The 17858-nt window shown below is 69.2% G+C and carries 19 protein-coding genes; 13 read left to right on the top strand and 6 right to left on the bottom strand.

The annotated features are described in order from the left end of the window. Positions 1–2 precede the first annotated feature (2 nt). Entirely contained in the window at positions 3–1271 is a 1269-nt protein-coding gene (locus OG936_RS27730) for an MAB_1171c family putative transporter (RefSeq protein ID WP_406498293.1), read from the top strand. An 11-nt stretch (positions 1272–1282) separates the two neighbouring features. Here the strand turns inward: OG936_RS27730 and OG936_RS27725 are convergent, their stop codons facing one another. Then, positions 1283–2161, bottom strand: a complete 879-nt coding sequence (locus tag OG936_RS27725; RefSeq protein ID WP_406498291.1) for a helix-turn-helix domain-containing protein — start codon at positions 2159–2161, stop codon at positions 1283–1285. A gap of 755 nt (positions 2162–2916) precedes the next feature. On the opposite strand from OG936_RS27725, the gene OG936_RS27720 reads away from it, so the two are divergent. The 8 genes from OG936_RS27720 (at position 2917) to OG936_RS27685 (ending at position 9726) form a co-directional block, all read left to right on the top strand. Next, positions 2917–3807, top strand: a complete 891-nt coding sequence (locus OG936_RS27720) for a helix-turn-helix domain-containing protein (RefSeq protein ID WP_406498290.1) — start codon at positions 2917–2919, stop codon at positions 3805–3807. 7 nt (positions 3808–3814) lie between these two features. Beyond that, on the top strand, positions 3815–4513 hold the full coding sequence (locus OG936_RS27715) for a hypothetical protein (protein ID WP_406498289.1): 699 nt from the start codon (positions 3815–3817) through the stop codon (positions 4511–4513). Between the two features lie 155 nt (positions 4514–4668). Then, a complete protein-coding gene (locus OG936_RS27710) occupies positions 4669–5310 on the top strand; it encodes a WhiB family transcriptional regulator (RefSeq protein WP_406498287.1) in 642 nt (213 codons plus the stop codon). Further along, the gene (locus tag OG936_RS27705) at positions 5307–6824 is read left to right on the top strand and encodes a hypothetical protein (protein WP_406498286.1); all 1518 of its coding nucleotides are present in this window, start codon (positions 5307–5309) and stop codon (positions 6822–6824) included. Before OG936_RS27710 ends, OG936_RS27705 begins: the two co-directional genes overlap by 4 nt. Then, positions 6821–7012, top strand: coding sequence for a hypothetical protein (locus OG936_RS27700; RefSeq protein WP_406498284.1), 192 nt, complete (start codon positions 6821–6823; stop codon positions 7010–7012). The genes OG936_RS27705 and OG936_RS27700 overlap by 4 nt, the downstream gene beginning before the upstream one ends. An 85-nt stretch (positions 7013–7097) precedes the next feature. Then, positions 7098–7334 (top strand): hypothetical protein, encoded by a 237-nt coding sequence (locus OG936_RS27695; protein WP_406498282.1) that lies wholly within the window; start codon positions 7098–7100, stop codon positions 7332–7334. Further along, a complete protein-coding gene (locus OG936_RS27690; RefSeq protein WP_406498280.1) occupies positions 7331–7990 on the top strand; it encodes a plasmid mobilization protein in 660 nt (219 codons plus the stop codon). Before OG936_RS27695 ends, OG936_RS27690 begins: the two co-directional genes overlap by 4 nt. Continuing rightward, a complete protein-coding gene (locus tag OG936_RS27685) occupies positions 7987–9726 on the top strand; it encodes a relaxase/mobilization nuclease domain-containing protein (protein ID WP_406498279.1) in 1740 nt (579 codons plus the stop codon). Before OG936_RS27690 ends, OG936_RS27685 begins: the two co-directional genes overlap by 4 nt. A gap of 31 nt (positions 9727–9757) precedes the next feature. On the opposite strand, the gene OG936_RS27680 is transcribed toward OG936_RS27685, so the two are convergent. Beyond that, a complete protein-coding gene (locus OG936_RS27680) occupies positions 9758–10573 on the bottom strand; it encodes an SDR family oxidoreductase (RefSeq protein ID WP_406498277.1) in 816 nt (271 codons plus the stop codon). Positions 10574–10760: 187 nt separating this feature from the next. Between OG936_RS27680 and OG936_RS27675 the strand changes: the two genes are divergently transcribed. Together OG936_RS27675 and OG936_RS27670 are read left to right on the top strand one after the other, a co-directional pair. Further along, complete coding sequence (locus OG936_RS27675; protein WP_406498275.1) at positions 10761–11204, top strand: hypothetical protein; 444 nt, start codon at positions 10761–10763, stop codon at positions 11202–11204. Positions 11205–11282: 78 nt separating this feature from the next. After that, complete coding sequence (locus OG936_RS27670) at positions 11283–11984, top strand: hypothetical protein (RefSeq protein ID WP_406498273.1); 702 nt, start codon at positions 11283–11285, stop codon at positions 11982–11984. A gap of 393 nt (positions 11985–12377) precedes the next feature. Here the strand turns inward: OG936_RS27670 and OG936_RS27665 are convergent, their stop codons facing one another. The 4 genes from OG936_RS27665 to OG936_RS27650 form a co-directional block, all read right to left on the bottom strand. After that, positions 12378–13154: a class I SAM-dependent methyltransferase gene (locus tag OG936_RS27665; protein WP_406498271.1), complete on the bottom strand. Its 777-nt coding sequence runs from the start codon at positions 13152–13154 to the stop codon at positions 12378–12380. Between the two features lie 679 nt (positions 13155–13833). Further along, a complete protein-coding gene (locus tag OG936_RS27660) occupies positions 13834–14652 on the bottom strand; it encodes a DUF317 domain-containing protein (RefSeq protein ID WP_406498269.1) in 819 nt (272 codons plus the stop codon). Between the two features lie 15 nt (positions 14653–14667). Beyond that, positions 14668–14958 (bottom strand): hypothetical protein, encoded by a 291-nt coding sequence (locus OG936_RS27655; RefSeq protein WP_406498268.1) that lies wholly within the window; start codon positions 14956–14958, stop codon positions 14668–14670. Between the two features lie 103 nt (positions 14959–15061). Further along, complete coding sequence (locus OG936_RS27650; protein WP_406498266.1) at positions 15062–15415, bottom strand: DUF317 domain-containing protein; 354 nt, start codon at positions 15413–15415, stop codon at positions 15062–15064. 295 nt (positions 15416–15710) lie between these two features. Between OG936_RS27650 and OG936_RS27645 the strand changes: the two genes are divergently transcribed. Then, positions 15711–16349, top strand: coding sequence for a hypothetical protein (locus OG936_RS27645; RefSeq protein ID WP_406498265.1), 639 nt, complete (start codon positions 15711–15713; stop codon positions 16347–16349). Between the two features lie 210 nt (positions 16350–16559). Next, the gene (locus OG936_RS27640; protein WP_406498263.1) at positions 16560–17849 is read left to right on the top strand and encodes a hypothetical protein; all 1290 of its coding nucleotides are present in this window, start codon (positions 16560–16562) and stop codon (positions 17847–17849) included. Positions 17850–17858 lie beyond the last annotated feature (9 nt).

Below are 17858 nucleotides of genomic sequence, written 5' to 3'. Positions count from 1 at the left end.
CTGTGCTGGGTGGGCTGACCTATGCGATAGCCGCCGCGATGACCGTCGTCGCCCTGTGGCGGCTGCCGGCCGCTTTTCGCTTCCGGGATCCCCTCCGTCGCGCTCTGTGGGGATGCAGCGCCGGGTTCGCCGTGGCGATGTGGTGCCGTGTTCCTGAACTGAAGTACGCGCTGGACCGGTCACCCGTCACGGACCTGTCCGCGCTGCTCAAGTACCTGTCATCCATGATCGCGATCCTTGCGGCACTGAGGTACATCACTGCGATCTACGGGAAGCCCCGACCGGGGCAGACTCCGCGCCACATCGCCGTTTCGCAGCGGGTAAGCCGGGTGGCGCACGCCTCGGCCTTCGGCGCCGTGGCGACCATGGTCGTCCTGTTCTTCACCGCGGTGGACCGAAGCCGGCCCAGTGTCGACTTCGCCACCGACCACGCCGGCCAGTGGGGCGCTGCCACGTTCATCTCGATCGACTACGTCTATCTGAGCGCGGCTTCGGCGACCTGCGCCTATCAGTGGTTCAAGGCCGGCCGACGGGCTGAAGTACAGACACTGCGCATCGGTTTGACCCTTATGGCCATTTCGGCGGCTATTTACGCCATCTATCCAGCGGTGCGGATCTTCACCGTATGGGCACCGACGGGGGCCAGTGCGGCGACGATGCGGTCCATCTCCGATTCGGTCAACATCGCAGTGGCCTGCCTCTGGGCGGCAGGGGCCAGCATCCCCACGACCAATGCCGTCGTCACGCGCTGGACATCGTGGCGGACGCTGAACACTCTCTATCCGCTCTGGCGTGAGTTGGTGGGTCAGTTCCCGCACCTCGCCTTTCAGCCTCCGGTCTCGCGCTTCAGGGAGCTGACCCGCACGTCACCGCCCCTTGATGTCCGCCTCGACCGCTGGACACAGGAAATCGCCGACGCGGTGGAGCAACTGCGCCACCATGCCACCCCGAAGCTGTTGATCTGCGCCAACGCCGCCACGAAGACGCTGGCTGATCCTGAGCCGGCCGCAGAGGCGTATTGGATCAAAGCTGCCCTGCAGAACGCACGGTCGGGGCTACGGGCCGAACTGCCGGCGGAAGGACTTCGCGACAAGCCCCTCTCCGACAGTCAGGCGGAAGGCTTCTGGCTCGCACGCGTCCAGGACACCTATCGGACCATTACGCCCCAGCAAGTACGTCAGCTGCTCGACGAGGCAGGGGTGCCCGGCGCATCGGACGCATCACCCGTTCATCAGGCCCTCCAGGCAAGCGCCTGCATTTCAGGTACCTAGCGACCGGCCGGTTACGCGGAGCGCTCTCCGGGCGTCTGGCGACCGTCGTGTTCGCGGAATTCGTCGGCGACCAGCCTGCTGAGGACGGCCACAACGTCGTCGGACAGACCCCCCTCGCCGCCACGCGCGGCGAGCGCGATCTGGTGCTGTTCGGCGAGGTACCGGATGTCGTCCAGAACTCGCCGCTCCATGACCCTGTCGTCCTCGAAATGCAGCGGCGAGATGTTGAAGTACAGGCCGAGCGCCTCGAAGGCCATTGCCCGTGCGACATCGGTGAAGATCTCCTCCGATGGCACGCCGGCACGGAGAGCCTCCACCTCCGCGGAGTTGATGGCGTCGCTGCCGACCCTCAAGTTGACGGCTGCGGCGACATCCGCGCTGGAGGGGGCGCCCTCAGGGAAGGCGGCTTGGAGGAGTTCAGTGAGCTTTTCGGCCAGCGTCCTGGGGCGCGAGGGCTCGACCGGGACGAGTTCGCCGAATGAACGCTTCTGGGCGGCCAGCAGCTCATCGACGCTGACCTGGTACAGCTCCGCCAGGGGCCGCACCGCTATCTCATCGAGTCGGCGCTCCCCACGCTCCGCAGCCCCCAGCCGGTAGCTGCTCACTTCATCGACAAGGTCCGCCGCCCTGCCCTGCGTGAAGCCTGCGTCGCATCTGACGTCGACCAGGTCCGGATCACCGTCCCGCGGGAAGAGTCGGTCAAGATCCTGGCCCAGCGCCCTCGCGATCCCCGGCAGCTTCTCGGCCGGCGGAAAGGTCTCCCCCTTCTCCCATTTCGCCACTTGCACATGAGAACCCAGTCCGATCGCGTGCGCCAGTACGCGCTGGTGCATCTCGGCTGCGCGACGAAGCTCTCTGAGGCGTACACGGTCGAATCGGCGTGGAGGCACACACGCTCCTGAATCTGCTGGTCAACGGCGCGGGGTGGACTACACCAACCCCTTGCAACGATTTCTTACATCACGTAGTTTTCCATTGAGCTCGTTCGGTCGCAACCCGCCCGGCGTTGTTCTTCCATGCGGTCAGCCACCGCGTTCACACTACCGAGGCAGGAGGACACCTCATGCTCTCCACCCGCCCCGGCGGAATCGCGCACAGGTTACCGACTCCATGTCCGGATGGCGTCCGAGCACGGCGAGGTACCAAAACAGCGTCCGTACGGGACGGGGCCATGCCGAGCGTCTGCCAGACCGCCTCGTCGCTCACACTCTGCAACTAGTACAGAGGTTAAGAACCAACTCTGGATCTTGAGACGGTCCGTGCGTATGTTCGTCGTCCCCCGGGCACACCGCCCGGCGCTACGAACGTGAGGAGCGCGGCAGGCACCGACCAGACCGTGTAGGTCCGCATACAGCGACGACGCCCGAGAGGTACGAACTCACGGACGCCGAACGCTTAACGGCATAACCCGCCCCGGCAAGGGCGGAGATTGCCCACCATCACCACGCTGATCCCTTCCACGGGGCGCTTCAGCGTGGCAACACTGCAAAGGGGATTCTTGCATGCCTCCTACCCTGCGCAAAAGGCCAAACCGCCTGGCCTGCGCGGCAGCCACCTCCGCCTCGGCACCTTCCCGCTCCGGGCCGAAGCACACCACCCCGGTCTCAGCGGGCCGTCGGCCCCGCCCCGTCAACGGGAGCGGCCGATGAGCAGCGATGCCCGCGAGTGGGTCTGGGAGCACAGCGCCGGCCGAGGAACCGCGCGCCTGGTCATGCTGTCGATCGCCGACCGGGCGGCCGACGAGCAGTGCGTCTCCTGGGCCTCGCTCTCCAGCCTGGCCAAGCGCACACGCGCCTCCGTATCCACGGTGCGCGAAGCCATCGACCGTCTCCTCAAAGCCGGTGAGCTGGAGCAGCTCGACGACCTCACCGGCCCCCAACGCAGCACCGTCTACCGCCTGCCCCTCGCCGCCAACGCCATCGCGCAGGCCCGTCGAGAGCAGCAGGAGGACAGCGCCGACGCGTCGCCCGACGAGCCCGAGGCTCCCCTCGCACTCCGGATCTCGGCTCTTCGGCGGTACGGAATCCGCCCGCGAGAGGTACCGGAATCCCCCGCGAAGGATCGGAAACCGGCAGTACCGGAAACCGGCACCTCCCGACGGAAACCGGCACTCCGGCGTACCGGAAACCGGCACAGCGATGTACCGGAAACCGGCACACAGAACCGTAGTGAACCGGATTTGAACCGGAGGTACAGCAGTGGTGGTGCCGCCGTCACCTCGGCTGCCGAGTGGCAGATCGACCCAGCCACCCACGCCTGGACCCGCCAGCAGGGACACCTCGACCGCCTCGGCGAGGAGGGCCTGCAGGCAGCCGACGCGAAGTGGCGCGCCCACCGTGCCGACTTCAAGCCGCGGCCGGCGGGGGCATGGGCTGCCGACTGGCGCTCCTGGGTCGCCCGGGAGCACGCCCCGGGGCGCCCGAACCTCTATGCCGTGCCCGGCAAGGGCCCCGCTCAGCCGGGCGGCATGACGCGGGCCGAGGCCCACACCGCCGCCCTCCTCGCCGCCCTCGAAGAGCCGACCGGAACGGAGTAGCCACACCGTGGACCGCCGCGAAATCGCCGCCCTGCTGGCCTACATCGGCCGACTCGACCCCCGCACCATCCGCACCGACCAGAGCGAGGCCCGCGACCAGCTCGCCCAGTGGCACGAGCTACTCGGCGACATGCCGATGGCCACGCCGCACGGCTGGGACGCCCGCGTCGCTGCCCGGCAGCACATCCGAATCTCGCCGTACCAGATCCTGCCCGCCGACGTCGCCCGACCGTGGGAGAGCTACCGGCGAGACCGTCTGGTTCGGCACACCGACCCCACGCCATCCGTCGACCCGGACGACCAAGCCGCCTGGACCGCCGAGCTCGTCGGCACCCGCCGCGCGGTCGCCGCCGGCACCACGCAGCCCGCGCAGGCTCAAGCGATCACCAGCGGTCGCGACCGGATCGACCCGGCGCTGGAAGCACGGCTGCGGGAGGTCGGCTCCTGCATACCGCCCGCCGCCCGAGCCGCCCTCGCGCCCTACCGGCCCGCCCGAGCAGCGCGCGAGGCAGCGATCGCCCAGGGCCAGCCCGACTCCCTGAGTGTCCGCTGCGGGTGGTGCCTGGCCCAGGCCGGTGAGCCGTGCCGCCGCCGAAGGATCGGCCCCGATGGCGGAGCGCGCGGAACCGCCCCGCGCGCCACTCCGCACCCCGGCCGCCTCGACCTCGCCGCCGCCCAGCAGGCCCAGCAGCCCGCAATGGCCTGATCGCCGCGCAACGCGGCGCACCCCGTCCGGTGCACCGCCCACACCACCGTCCCGCCTCGGCTGCGGCACGCCCTTGCGCCGCAGCCGGCACCCGACGCCGCGTCCTTCCGACGCCGGTCCCGACCGGCCGACGCGGCAGCACATCGGAGACCACCATGCGCCACATCACCACCCACGACGCGCCGGCCACCGGCCTGCGCGGCATCGGCGACACCAGCTGGCACACCCGCGGTGTGTGCCACGGCATGGACCCCGAGGACGCCGACGCCGTGTTCTTCCCGCTGCCCCGCGACCACGAGGCCATCGCCGAGGCGAAGGAACTGTGCGGCCTGTGCCTGGTAAGCCGCGACTGCCTGAACTACGCCCTGGAGAACATCCTCAAGGAGGGCGTCTGGGGCGGGCTCACTGAAGCCGAGCGGCGCCCGTGGCACGACGGACTACCCCAGCGCCTCGACTACCGGCGCGTGAGCGCCTTCTTCCGGGGACGCGACGTGCACCTGACCGAGGCCGAGCGCCAGGTCGTCATCGACCACGCCTACGTCCGGGGATGGCGGCCCGACCGGCTCGCTGCCGCCCTGCAGATCAGCCACAAGCACGCCCGGGACCTGCTCCGGCAGGCCGCCAACAAGGTCTTCGACCGCGACCGCACCTACGGCGTGCCACGGCCCAAGAAGAAGCGGAAGAAGGCCGCCCCGATCACAGGCGGCCCCGCGCCCACCAAGCCCGGCACACGGCAGCCGGTGTCCCGCCCGGTGGCGTCGACCTCTGCGCACGCCCCTCTCGGAAAGGCCGCATGACCCACCCCGTCCTGTCCCTCGGTGCCGCTCCGGACCTACCACTCCTCCTCGCGATCGGCGTGCCCGCCGCCCTCACCCTGGTGCTGACCACCTGGGCAATCCGGCGCCGGGACACGCGTCCGCAGAAACGTCTCCGCAGCCCGGCGGTCAAGGTAGCCGCGCTCGCCGCGCTCGGCTGCACCGCCTACAGCGCGGACACGAGCTGGCGCTTCGCCGCCGACTACCTCAACATGGCCGGCACCGCCGAACGCGCCGGTATGTTCGCCGCTGCCGAACTCGCGCTCTTCGCGACCGCGCTGATGGCCCGACAGAACCTGGCAACTCAGGGCGCGCCCGGCCTGCCGGGCACGCTGGTCTGGTTGATCACCACCGTGCAGGTGATCCCCGCCTACGCAGAGAGCGGTCCCGTCGGCGGCACCGTCCGCGCCTTCGTCGGACCGGTCATGGCGGCGATGCTGTGGCACCTCGCCATGGGCATCGAGCTGCGCCTGCGCACTCCCGGCGCCGCCTCCCACGGATTGATCGCCACCCTGGGACGGGAGGCGCGAGAGCGGCTGCTGTCCCGCCTCGGCATCGCCGCGCGAGACCGCGACGCCGCGCAGATCACCCGCGACCGAGCGACCACCCACGCGGTCGACCTGGCCGCCCGACTCGCCGAGCGCACGCCCGAGCAACAGCGGAGCTGGCGCGGCCGACGGCTCACCCGGCGGCTGTCGAAGGTGGTCGGTAGGGCCTCGGTCGGCACCGATCCCTCGCAGCGCGCGCAGCTGCTCGACCAGCTCGCCGCCCGCCGACACGCACTCGCGCTCGCCACGGTCCCGCTCCCTTCTCCCTGGTCCCCGCCGCACGGCAGTACCACTGCTACCCCGGTCCCCACGGTCGGTCCCCACGGTCCCGCCGAACTGCTCGGGGACCGGGGACCGCGCGAGGAGGGGGAACCGGTCACCGGGACCGGGGAGCACGACTCGGGGACCGGCGCGGGGACCGAGCCCACCGGGGACCGGGGACCGGGGACCGACGTTGACACGGGGACCGGCGCGGGGACCGGCGCGGGGACCGACTTCCCAGCGGTCGAAGTGCCTGCTCAGGCCCACATATGGCAACGGGGACCGAAGGGCGCTGAGTCGGGGACCGAGCCCACCGGGGACCGGGGACCGACCGACACCGACACGGGGACCGAGCCCACCAGGGACCGGGGACACAAGGTCCCCCTCCGGCGGAAGCCGACCACGAAGGCCAAGGGCAAGGGGAAGCGAAGCGGCCGGTCCCGCAGCCCGCAGACGCAGCGCCCGCCGCGCGAGCCGGAGCAGTCCGTGGACCAGCTCGTCCAGCAGATCCGCCCCCACGTCCCCGCCCTGCTCGAACGGGACGGCAACGAGTCCGTCACCCGGGTCCAACTGCGGGAGATCCTCCGCCGCGAGGGCCTCAAGGGCGGCCGGAACGACCGGCTGGGCCTCGTCCTCCAGGAACTGCGGAGCGACGACACCACAACGACAAGGAGCACCGCCCGATGAAGACCTGCCACCAGTTCAACACCGTCCGTGCGGAGTACGAGCGAGAGATCGGCTTCATGCTCGCCCACTCCAAGCGGCACGCGGGCAGGCCGGCAGCGAAGTCCAGCGCGAAGCAGGCCGCGTCGACGAAGGCACGGATGGCCCGTGCGCTCAACAGCCACGTCGGGCGCTGCCCCGAGTGCGGCTGAACCGGCAAAGCCCCAGCTCAACGCTCGTATCCGTTAATGGTGGCCCAGCTCCACGCCCGGCCACCGCCCCTCCAGGAGACACGCCGTGATCCCGCGTCCCCCTCGCTCCTCCGAGCCCACAACCGCCGAGGCCAGCGCCTGGGCGGACGTCCTGGTCCGCCGACGCCTCCTGCACGCCGCAGTCCCCACCCCGACCGGCCAGTGGCTCGTCCAGTTCCAGCCCGACGGGCCCGTCTGCGTCCTCACGGGACCGGCCGACGTCGTCGAACTGGCCGCCACCACCCAGCACCACATCCGCTCCACGAGGTCCGAATCCCGATGACGAACCCGCCCCAGAACGGCAACACCCCGGAACCTGCTCTCGACTCCAACTCGGTCTCGGGGCGAGCAAGTTATCCCGTTAGTAATACTCCCGTTGGGAGTATTACTAACGGGCCTCCCGCCCCGGGGGTGGCGGGAGCAGACCAGCACCGGGGGGCGCAGGTCCGACGGGATGCGACCGAGGGCGGCTCGCATCCCGAGGAGGAGACGCACCCCTGCCACAACCCGCATTGCGCACACAGTGCGCCGTCACACCCACCCACTCGAAACCGAGCACGAAAAGTCGCCGACCAGAAGCGCGAGCACCTCATCGCCAGCCGCTTCAACGGCCCTGAGAAAGCAGACCTGGTCGCTGCCGCGCGAGCCTGCGCGATGACTCCCTCCGGTTTCCTTGCCCACGCCGCCCTGCGAGCAGCACGCGATCTCACCCGAACCGCTGCCGAAGTCGCCGGCGAACGCGAAGTCATTGACGAGCTGTTCGCGCTGCGCCGTCATCTCAACCAAATCGGCAACAACCTCAATCAAGTCGCCAAGGCCGCCAACTCCGGTGCCGAGGTCCCCTACGCCACGGCCGTGCTGGAGTCCGTACACCGTGCCGCACGGCGCGTGGACACCTTCACCCAGATCTACCTCGCCACCGAAACGCGAGCCGGATGATCCCCCGCGTCCACAAGCGCGGCGCGCGCACGATCGGCTTGCTCAAGTACCTGTACGGTCCGGGCACCCACGAAGAGCACGTCGACCCGCATCTCGTGGCAGCCTGGGACAGCTTCGCTCCCGACCCCGGCCGCGATCCGCAGGCCACGCATGGACAGCTGCAGCAGCTCCTGGACCAGCCCGTCCAGGCGGTGGCGGAAACCCGTCGACCGGCCAAGCACGTATGGCATCTTTCGGTTCGTGCCGCGCCAGACGATCCGGTCCTTTCCGATGAGCAATGGGGCGAGATCGCCCGGCGCATGGTCGCTGCCACCGGCATCGCGCCGGCCAGCGATGACTCGGGTTGCCGATGGGCTGCCGTACGCCACGCCGACGATCACATCCACATCATCGCCACGCTCGTCCGCGAGGACGGCCGCAAACCTCGGCTGAACAACGATGCAAAGCGCTCCCAGACGGAAGCCCGACTGATCGAAGCCGAGTACGGACTCAAGCAGCTCAACACGGGCGACGGCACAGCTGCCCAGCGCCCGACCAGCGCGGAGCGCCACAAGGCCCAGCGCCAGGGCCGCGAGCGCACCGCCCGCGAGGAACTGCGCGAGACCGTACGCCGGGCGGTGACTGGTGCCAAGAGTGAGGAGGAGTTCTTCGGCCGACTGGCCGCCGCCGGCCTCCTGATCCGCAAACGTGCCGCCCCGTCCGGCGATCTGCTCGGCTACAAGGTGGCGCTGCCCGACGACCGTAATAAGGACGGCGAGCCCGTGTTTTACCCCGGCGCCCGCCTCGCCCCGGACCTGTCCCTGCCCCGGATCCGGGAGCGCTGGTCCGGCGACGCCCAGAACGATCCGGCTCCCCGGCAGGATGATTCCATGCGTACGGGGCCGGGCGCTCCGGCCTGTGCCCGCCGGAAGACGGCATCGGCCGCCTGGCAGGCCGTGCTATTTGTCCAGCAGGGCGACGACGCGGTCGCCGCCGCCCACATCGCCGCAGCTGGCGAGGTCCTGGACGCGCTCGCGGCGACCTCTGCCGCCCACACCCGCCGCGAACTGCGGGACGCGGCAGCGGCCTTCGAGCGGGCGTCGCGCTCCCACGTCCGCGCCGCACGCGGGCACGACCGCGCGCTGCGGCAGGCCGCCCGCGAACTCGTCCACGGAGGTCCCGCCCTCGGCCGGGGCGAGGACGGTGCCACCACCGCGATGGCGATCGACATGCTTTTCTTCCTCATCACCGCCGCCGCGCACTGGCACGCGAAGAAGGGCCACGCCCAGCAGGCCGAAGCCGCCGCGCGGGCCGCCGAGCACCTGCGCACCGCCTACCAAGCCGCCGCCGCCCAGCCCCTCGGCGTGCTCTACCAGCGAGGCCGGCGTCTGAGCCGGCCGGTGCTCCAGCGGCAGACGGTACTGCTGCGCGAGGCACTGCCGGGGCTGGCCGATCAGATCCTCGCCGAGCCTGGCTGGTACGCCCTGGCCGCCACCATCACGGACGCCGAAGCCGCCGGCCACGACCCAGCGGCGCTCCTGTCCCACGCGGTGGAGCGCCGTGAACTCGACACCGCGGACTCGGTCAGCGACGTCCTGGTGTGGCGCCTGCGACGGCTGGCCGATCTGCCAGCCGACGCTACCGAGATGCCGGAGAAGAGCACGGCAAAGAGTCCGACGACCGCGCGCCCGGCGGCGTCCCGCACCACCGCCGCTGGCCGCCGTTTCGGTGAAGAGGCGCCGGGCAATACACGATGAGCCCTGCCACAGGTGCGACTGCGCCTGCATGTCAGAGGAACTCGTGGACGCCTCGCAATCTGGTGCGCAGCTTGACCTGGGTTGCGCGGCTGTCGAGCCGGACGTCGAGTGCGCCGGGAAGTGCGCTGGCTACCCGAAGGCCCTCCGGCAGACGGGAAGCGTCGAGCCCGTCGCGCTGGGCAATGAGAACACCAAGGCCGTGACGACTCACGGCGTCGGGACCTGCAAGGTGGTGGACGCCGCGCGCATCGGTGGAGGCCAGCTCCAGCAGGGCGGCGGCTAGGTCACTCACATGCACAGGACAGCGGATGTCATCGGTGAACAAAGATCCGGGTCGGGAGCCGGTCGCGAGGTCGTGTACAAGGCGTACATGCTCGGACTGGTTGCCGCCGATGATCAGTGAGGTACGGGCGATGGCGGCGTCCGGGGCCAGAAGCCGGATGCCGGTCTCCGCCGCGGCCTTCGCTGCACCGTACGGGGTGACGGGATCGGGGAGGCAGGACTCGTCGTAGTGGACGCGGGTGCCGGAGAACACGGCGTCACTGCTTACGTGAACGAGGCGGCAGTTATGCTCCGCCGCCTTCATCGCCAGGCGGACGGGGCCTTCGGCCGTGACTGCCCAGTCGGCGCTGCCGCTGCTCGCGTTGATGACCAGGCAGGGGGCGAGCGAGGCGACGACCTCGTCGACACGGTCGCCGTCCCGCAGGTCCAGGTCGTACCAAGTGGCCTCCGGACTGCTGCCCGGCCTGGTCGCGAAGGTCGCGGCGGTGTGGTGCCCAGCGGCGGATGCCTGGCGGACCAACTCGGTGCCCAGGAACCCGCTGCCGCCGACGATGAGGACAGTCATGGCATGCCACGGTAGACGGTCCTCGCGTCGCTGGAAGCGCCTTGCCAGAGTTGATCCCCGGCCCCAGGAGGCGAGGAAACGCCTTATGACCTGCCCGAAGGTGACTGTGGACTTTGTGAATTGAAACCCCCGGGAGCGTGGGGCACGATCATGAAGCGAGCAGAACGAGGCAATGGAGGACGTCAGGGTGTTTCACCGAATACGCCGCCGGGCCAAGGAGCCCAGCGAGGCGCACCGCCAGTTCGCCGAGCTGTCGGCGCGGCTGCAGAACCAGATCCCACCCGGGTTCGGCGTGCCGCCGGCTGAGGCGGGGCACACCGAGCCGACCACCGTGGTGGACGACTTCCTTCCGCCGGAGCTGCGGGTGCCCAGCCACGATCAGCTCGACGGCAGGATGATGCCATGGCAGCAGCCGCTCGTCCTCGACGGTGAGATGGTCGCCTGCTCCGAATGCGGCGCGTACCGGGACTGGCTCGTCCTCTCCACCCGCGACCAGATCTGGTTGCGGTGCCGGGTCGGCCACCAGCAGCAGGAGACCAGGCTCGACACCGCCTGGTTCAACCGGAACTTCGGGCCGGCGGACGCGACGCACGCCACTTTCGAGGACTGCCTGCGCCACCTCGGGCACTGACCCCCACTCCTACGACCCACCGGGCCCGCGGGCCCGCACTGACCACCCGTCGCCTAGCTCCAAGGGGTCAGTTCCGTCATGCGCGTTCGCGTCGCCACCACCGCCCTCGGCATCGCTGCCGCTTTCCTCGCCGTGCCCGCCTGCTCCGCCGGCACCACCAACACCAAGCCTGATACCGCCCCCTCCGCCCGAACCGGGAAGCCGGCCGACTCAGCCCAGAAGGCTGCCGTGCTCTCGTCGGCCGCGCTGGAGGCGCGCCTGCTCGACCAGAGCGACCTCGGCAGCGGCTACCTGCGCAAGGAGGAACGCCCCGCTCAGCACGACGACGTCACCGTCATCGGCTGCCCTGCCCTGAGCGAGCTGGGCGGCGACGCGGCGACCGGCGCCACGCTCGCCTTCCCGAGCAAGGCGAAGGCCGCCTTCACCTACGGCGGCAGCGGCAGCAGCTCCGAGGTCGACGAAGAGCTGTACAGCGACAGGGCGGAGAAGCTGTCCGGCGGCATCGACCGGATCTTCGACGCCATGACGGGGTGCCCGACCTATCAGGTCGTCGCGGGCGGCACCCCGATCGACATGGCCTCTCAGAAGCTGCCCGCGCCCCACGGCCTCGGTGACGAGCAGTGGAGCCAGCTCCTGACGTTCTCCACCGGAGGACGGAGCACCGTGGTCAAGCAGACCGCGATCCGCGATGGCAGTCTGCTGCTGATCGTCTCCGGCTCCCCGGCCCTTGTCGATCGCCACCTCGATAAGGCCCTCACCAAGGCCACGTCAGCCAGCTGACCGGCCCCCGACGCACTGCTGCCGCCGACCAAGAGATGGTCGGCGGCAGCAGTGCTGTGCGGCTCGCCTCGCTTTGCGGTCCGGCCGGTTCCTAATGCGATGTGAACCATGCTGCGAGTCCACTCCCTGGCTTTATCGAGCAGTAGTGACGTCACTTGTCGATGGGTTTGGGAGGCGCCCCGAACCACGGTCGGGTGATGTTGATGAGTTTGGGAGGCACGAGGGCTCTTGCCAGGGCAGCATCGGGATGCTCTTGGTGAAAGGTGCTGGTCATGCCGCAGATGTCGAAAGTCGAGCTGTACGCGGCGATCTGGCGTGACCATCGCGGCGGCATGTCGATGCGGGAACTGGAGCGCAAGCACGGCGTGACGTGGCGGATGGTGGAACCATCACCTACCCACCGGCGCGGGCCACGAGCAGCGGCTGGAAGAAGCCAGTCTCCTGCGGCATCCGCCACTCGGGGTCGACAAACCCGGCCTCGGCCGCGAGGCCGGCCAGCCGGTCCTGGCCGAGTGCCCAGTAGGTGGTCCGGCGGACCTGGACGCGCCATTCTCCGCCTGCCGGAAGGAGTTGGAAGTGCTCCAGGTCGTAGTGCTCGCCGTCGTCGTGCCAGTGCCAGAGCTGGAAAGTGACGGTTCGTTCTTCACCGTCGGCGCCGTCGGCGGTCCGGTGGACTTGTGGAGGCGTCGAAGCCGGGCGGTCGCGCAGCAGGTCGTCGTAGGGACGTGTGCTGACCAGTAGCAGGCCGGCGGGACGCAGCACGCGGCGCATCTCGGCCAGGGCGGCGTGCACATCCTGCTCAGTCAGCAGGTGAGGCAGCGAGTTGTCGGCGCAGACGACGGTGTCGAACCGGCCGTCAGGAATCGGGAGGCGTCGCATGTCGGCGACGGCCGTGCGCAGGCTCAGGCTCCGGCGGGCGGCCTCACGGGCAGCGCGGGCGGCGGCGCGGGGGCTGAGGTCGGTCCCGGTGACGCGGTGCCCGCGCAGCGCCAGGCCGATGGCCTGCGTGCCGATGCCGCAGGAACAGTCGAGGACCGCCGCACGATCTTGGCCGATCAGGGCGTCCAGGGCGCCCCCCTGCCGACGGACGCTCGCGTCCCAGTCTGAATAGATCAGGTGGTAGTCGTCGGCCAGTTCGTCGTAGAAGTGCGCCACCGATATCTCGGGCATGGCTCGAGATTACCGTGCCTGCTTCCCCGGAGGTGCCGGCCATCCCCGTGATCGACGCGAACGCTCTCACTGACGGCAGCACCGTCATTTCCCGTGAACATCTGCGAGCGCGTTGATCGCCAACTGCTGTTGAAACTCATCGACAAACGCTGCTGCTGAACGCGAACGAAGCCAACTCCCCATCGTCGTAACGAAGGCTGTGACGACAGCCGCCACCAGCCAGGGCGAGACGCGTTGAACGATGACGTGCACTCCACCGCAACGGAGTTCAAGGGCTGGTTGCTGCTTCTCTTTGGTTCGGGGCATACGGCTATTCAGCCTCACAGGAACGTGGCACCACTACGCCATAACGTGGCCACCTTGCCCCACGTCAATGGGCCACCGATTACCACATGCTGAGCGGCACCGCTACGCCAAAGCGTGGCCACCTTGCCCCGCTTGCGCTGGCACGCCACGTGCCGAATTCCCACCGCTACATCGGGCCGACCCCACTTCACCCCCTCCCCTGCCTTGGGGCAGAAGGGGGTCAACGATGCCGGGCAGGGCCGGCACCTTGTGCTCGTCACCGGAGTTGCCCCTCCGAGTTCATGGCCAGCCCGAGACACGGAGGGAAATGTCAGAAGCCCGGACTCCATTCGGGAGGACCGGGCTCTGTCGGGTTGATGGGTGCCGTCGACCGCTAGGCCGGCGCGCGCAGCAGTCGCTCCCGAGTCGCCTCGGGCACCACCCGGCGCAGGACCGGTGCGGTCGAGCTGAGGGAGGCGGCGAAGGCGGCCACGAGGTCGTGCGGGACGCTGGCCCCGAAGGAGGCCGCCCACAGACAGGGTGCGCCGAGCGCGGGCTCGGCCCATGCCTGCCATCCGGCCGACCCCGCCTCGTCGGCCTCGGTCGTCAGGGCGCGCAGGTCAGCGTCCTGGATGAGGGGCGGAACCTCGCCGAGGCTGATGTGCGAGGTGAACGTCGGGTCCGTCGCCGCCGCGTGGGGCTGGTCGATGTCGCGGAGCCAGCCGTGTGCGGCGACGGCGTCGAGGACCAGCTCGGGGCCGGCGAGCGGCACGGCGGGCTGGTCGCGGGCGTCGAGTGCGACGAGGAAGTCAGCCACAGCCTCGCCAGGGACGTCGGTGGTGAAGTAGGACGACCACGACGCAAGCGGGCTGGTCGTGTCTGATCGGGCGGAGATCTGCCAGGCGATCGGCAGGTCTCCTAGGTGGAACGGTTCGTCCGCCAGGTTCCACTGCGCCCAGCGGAGAGTGTCGGGGCTGATGTGCAGGACGGTGCTGCGCAGGACCTGGCGGTCCTGCGGTGCCTCGTCCGGCTCATGACGTCCGCGGACGATCGTCAGGCTCGTCCAGCCCAGGCCGGAAAGGGTGTCGGCGACACCGTCGTAGAGGCGCCTGTCGTCACCGGCCAGATGCCGGGGACCTACCCAGAAGGCGGGCTGGCCCCCGGGCGGAGTGGACGGGTCGAGCGAGAAGTCGGGGTACAGGGGCGCCTCCAAGGGCTCGGTGCGGGTCTAGTTGCCGCCGGCAGTGCGGCGGGGGCGGCGTGGGGGTGCTTGGACGGGACCCTGCCAGGTCAGGGCGACGGCGACCTCGGGCGGCAGATGGCCTAGTTGTGCGTCCTCGTCCCGCCCTTCGGCGAGGTAGACGACAGTCTGGCCGGTCTCGTCCACGGACTGCACGACCTGCGCCAAGCGGTGTGCCATCGGGTAGAAGGGGTTCATGGCCTGGCGGACCGGAGCACTCCGGTCGCAGGCGGACAGCAGGTCGATGAGATCGCCGACGGTCATCTCCGGGGACGTCACGAACAGCCTCCTGGGGTGAGGGGAAACGGGGAGCGAAGCAACGGGCCGGCGGCCGGCAGTGAGCCGGCCTTCCGAGTGAGAGCCACCGGTGAGCTCTGCACGGTCATACGCGACGCGAGGTCTCAAGCACGCGTGCCACGGCAGCGGCGACGATGTCGGCCGGCGCCTCGGTGTCGAACGACAGGTGGTAGCCGGGCACCTTGGCCGTGCCGGTGACGGCAATCCTCCATCCCTCGCCGTCGGTGCCGGGGCGACCGAGCGGGAACCAGCCGAGGTAGAAACGGCCGTCCTTCGAGCTAACGTGCACGTCCGCACGGTCGTCCACAATCAGGTGGAAGTCCTCTGCGGAGAACTGGTCCAGGACGAGCGTGGGCTGACCGGGGCCAAGATGCCATTCGCGCAGCCGTAGGGCTTCGACGGTGGTGGAGAAACCGGGGGCGACGGGCGCTACGGTCACAGGCAATCACCTCTCTGACCTGGTGTTTCTTGCAAGGTCGTCTACGTTGACATGCTCTCGCCCGCGTTGGCCAGTCTTTCCGCGGTCTTTCCTGTCTGCCCCCGGCGAACTGCTGTCCTCTGTCATCCAATCGAGGCGTTTGACAGCGAACTCAGTCGTTTCGGCCTCCTTGCCAGTGAACCTAGTCGTGTGAGGTGAACACGCTGGGGGTGCTGCGTAGCCGTGCCGGCTGGAGTGCTGGGCGAGCCGCCCCATTCAGCTGATCGGCTGTCACAAGATCCGGCAGACTTCCGGCATGAACTCAGCATGGCCTGCGGTGATCGGATCGATATCAGGCGGAGTGCTCGTGGGCATTCCAGCCCTCATCGGCGCCTACTGGACAAAGCAGAGCCACAAGGCGCAACTCGGAGCGCAAGTCGAGCAGATCAGGCTCCAGATCAGAGCCCAGGGTTTGGAACAACGACGTGAGCCGCGCAGCCGCCACTACGCCGAGTTCGTCAACGGCATCGACGTGCTGCTGGAGTATCTCCACGATCACTGGCTCGGGACCCGCATGCCAGCGGACGCCGACGAACTGGCAGAAGTGCGCGAAGAAGTCCGGCGCCAAGAACGCGAGCTTCACCGAACGTGGTCCAGAGTCGCAGTGGAAGGCACCATCAGCGTCGCCAATGCAGGGGTGGAGGCGTTGGACGCCATCGGGGAGATCACCAAGTGTCTTGGACGCGACCTGCGTGGACGACGTGCTGACCCTCCAGAGGATGTGACACCGCGTCTGACCCGCCGAGAGTTGTGGGACGCAGTGGATGAGGCGCATGCCACCTTCACCACCGCAGCCCGACGCAGTCTTCAGGATGACGGAGTCCGCAGAATCCGTCGGACCGTACCGAACGCCAGTCCGATCAGGGCAGAAGACGCTCACGACGACCCCACGTGATCGCTTGCCATCCAATGCAGTCGACGCAGGTCAACGCAATCCGAGCGACTAGCTTCGCTGACAAAGGACAACTGCTATTCCAAGTCACTTCGCGTCGAACTCGCGAAGTCACCCCGAGGGAAACGGGTGGCCGACCGAGGGCCTGTAGGTGCATGCTGGCCCGTTTCCTATCGTGAGGAGAGGTACATGGAGATCCGGCCGCTTGAGGAATTGCGCGCCGCGGACGATCTGTCGCTGGCGTTCAACCCCTATGGGCTCGGCGGCCGTATGAAGCCCGAGGACGCTGCGGAGTTCCAGCAGCGCCAGATCGCCGACTGCGACCTGGCGGAGAGTGTCACGGCTGGAACACGCGACTCCTTCGAGCGGCTGCGCACCGTCTTCGCCTATGGCGTGCTGTGTTACGACGTGTACACCATGGTCGGCGACCAGGCGCTCCTCATCTACGAGCAGGCGTTGCGCGACCGCTTCATGGAGTGGTGCGCCGGCACCATCACCTTCCGCCTCACCCAGGCCCCGGACGTCTCCTACACCGTCACGTCGTACGACGACGTCAAGAAGTGCGCGGACAGGATGGCGCGACAACGCGCGAAGCTGGTCGTAGCCACCCACGCCATCGACTTCAACGGGATGCTGCACGGGCTCCGTCTGTGGGCGCGTGCGGCGGGTCTGCTTCGCGGGCGGCGCAGTCGCGCGGTCGAGGACGCGCTCGCCAAGCTGCGTAACTACGTTGCCCATCCCTCCGGCCACCATGTCGACACCCCTGTCGGGGCGGCCCGAACGGTGCGGGATCTGGCGGAGCTGATCAACCAGTTGTGGGGGCAGGCCACTCCCAATGGGCGCCTGTATCCGGCCCCTCTGCGTCGGGAGATCGTCGTGCTGAGCTGGAACGGTTCCGGGCGGGCGCGGATGGAGCCCGCCGGCGCGCTCGCTGTCCCCGATCCCATGGAAGGTCAGGAGGGCGATGAGTACCAGCACGTCGTGGTGCGGGCCATCCCGTTCGTACCGGGCAGTCGCTGGGATGACGCTCACTGGGCGGAGTTCGACACCCGCTACGAGACCACACGGTTCCCGACGGATTACCTGTGGGGGCCGGGCACTCGAGAGGATGCCCGAGTGTGGCTGGAGCAGGAGCGCCCCGAAGGGGATAGCGTCGACTTCACCGACCGGGTGTTCCTCGTCCAGGACCACGGACGCCTGCTGCCGCCGATGCGGCCGGCGGTAGCGGCTGGGCTACCCGACGACGAACGCGTCGGGGTCTGGCATGCCGTTCGGGCCGACTTTCCCGACGACGCCTTCGCGCACGTCCGAGGCTCCGGGGATCGCAGCGCCGGCCATGCCCGCCGCCCCGGTGACTGTTCTGCCTGTTCTGCTGAGGTCCTTGGCTTCGGCTCCTACGACGAAGCCCTTCGCGCTGCAGCAGCCGCTCTCGGACCGATCCAGGCGGTACAGCTGCCCTCCGTCCGGCTGCCTTCGTCGATTTTCTGGCCCGCCCGACCGTGAGTGGCGCAA

Source organism: Streptomyces sp. NBC_00846, assembly GCF_045207325.1.
Classification (GTDB): Bacteria; Actinomycetota; Actinomycetes; order Streptomycetales; family Streptomycetaceae; genus Streptomyces.
This window is presented reverse-complemented; position numbering and strand designations above follow the sequence as displayed.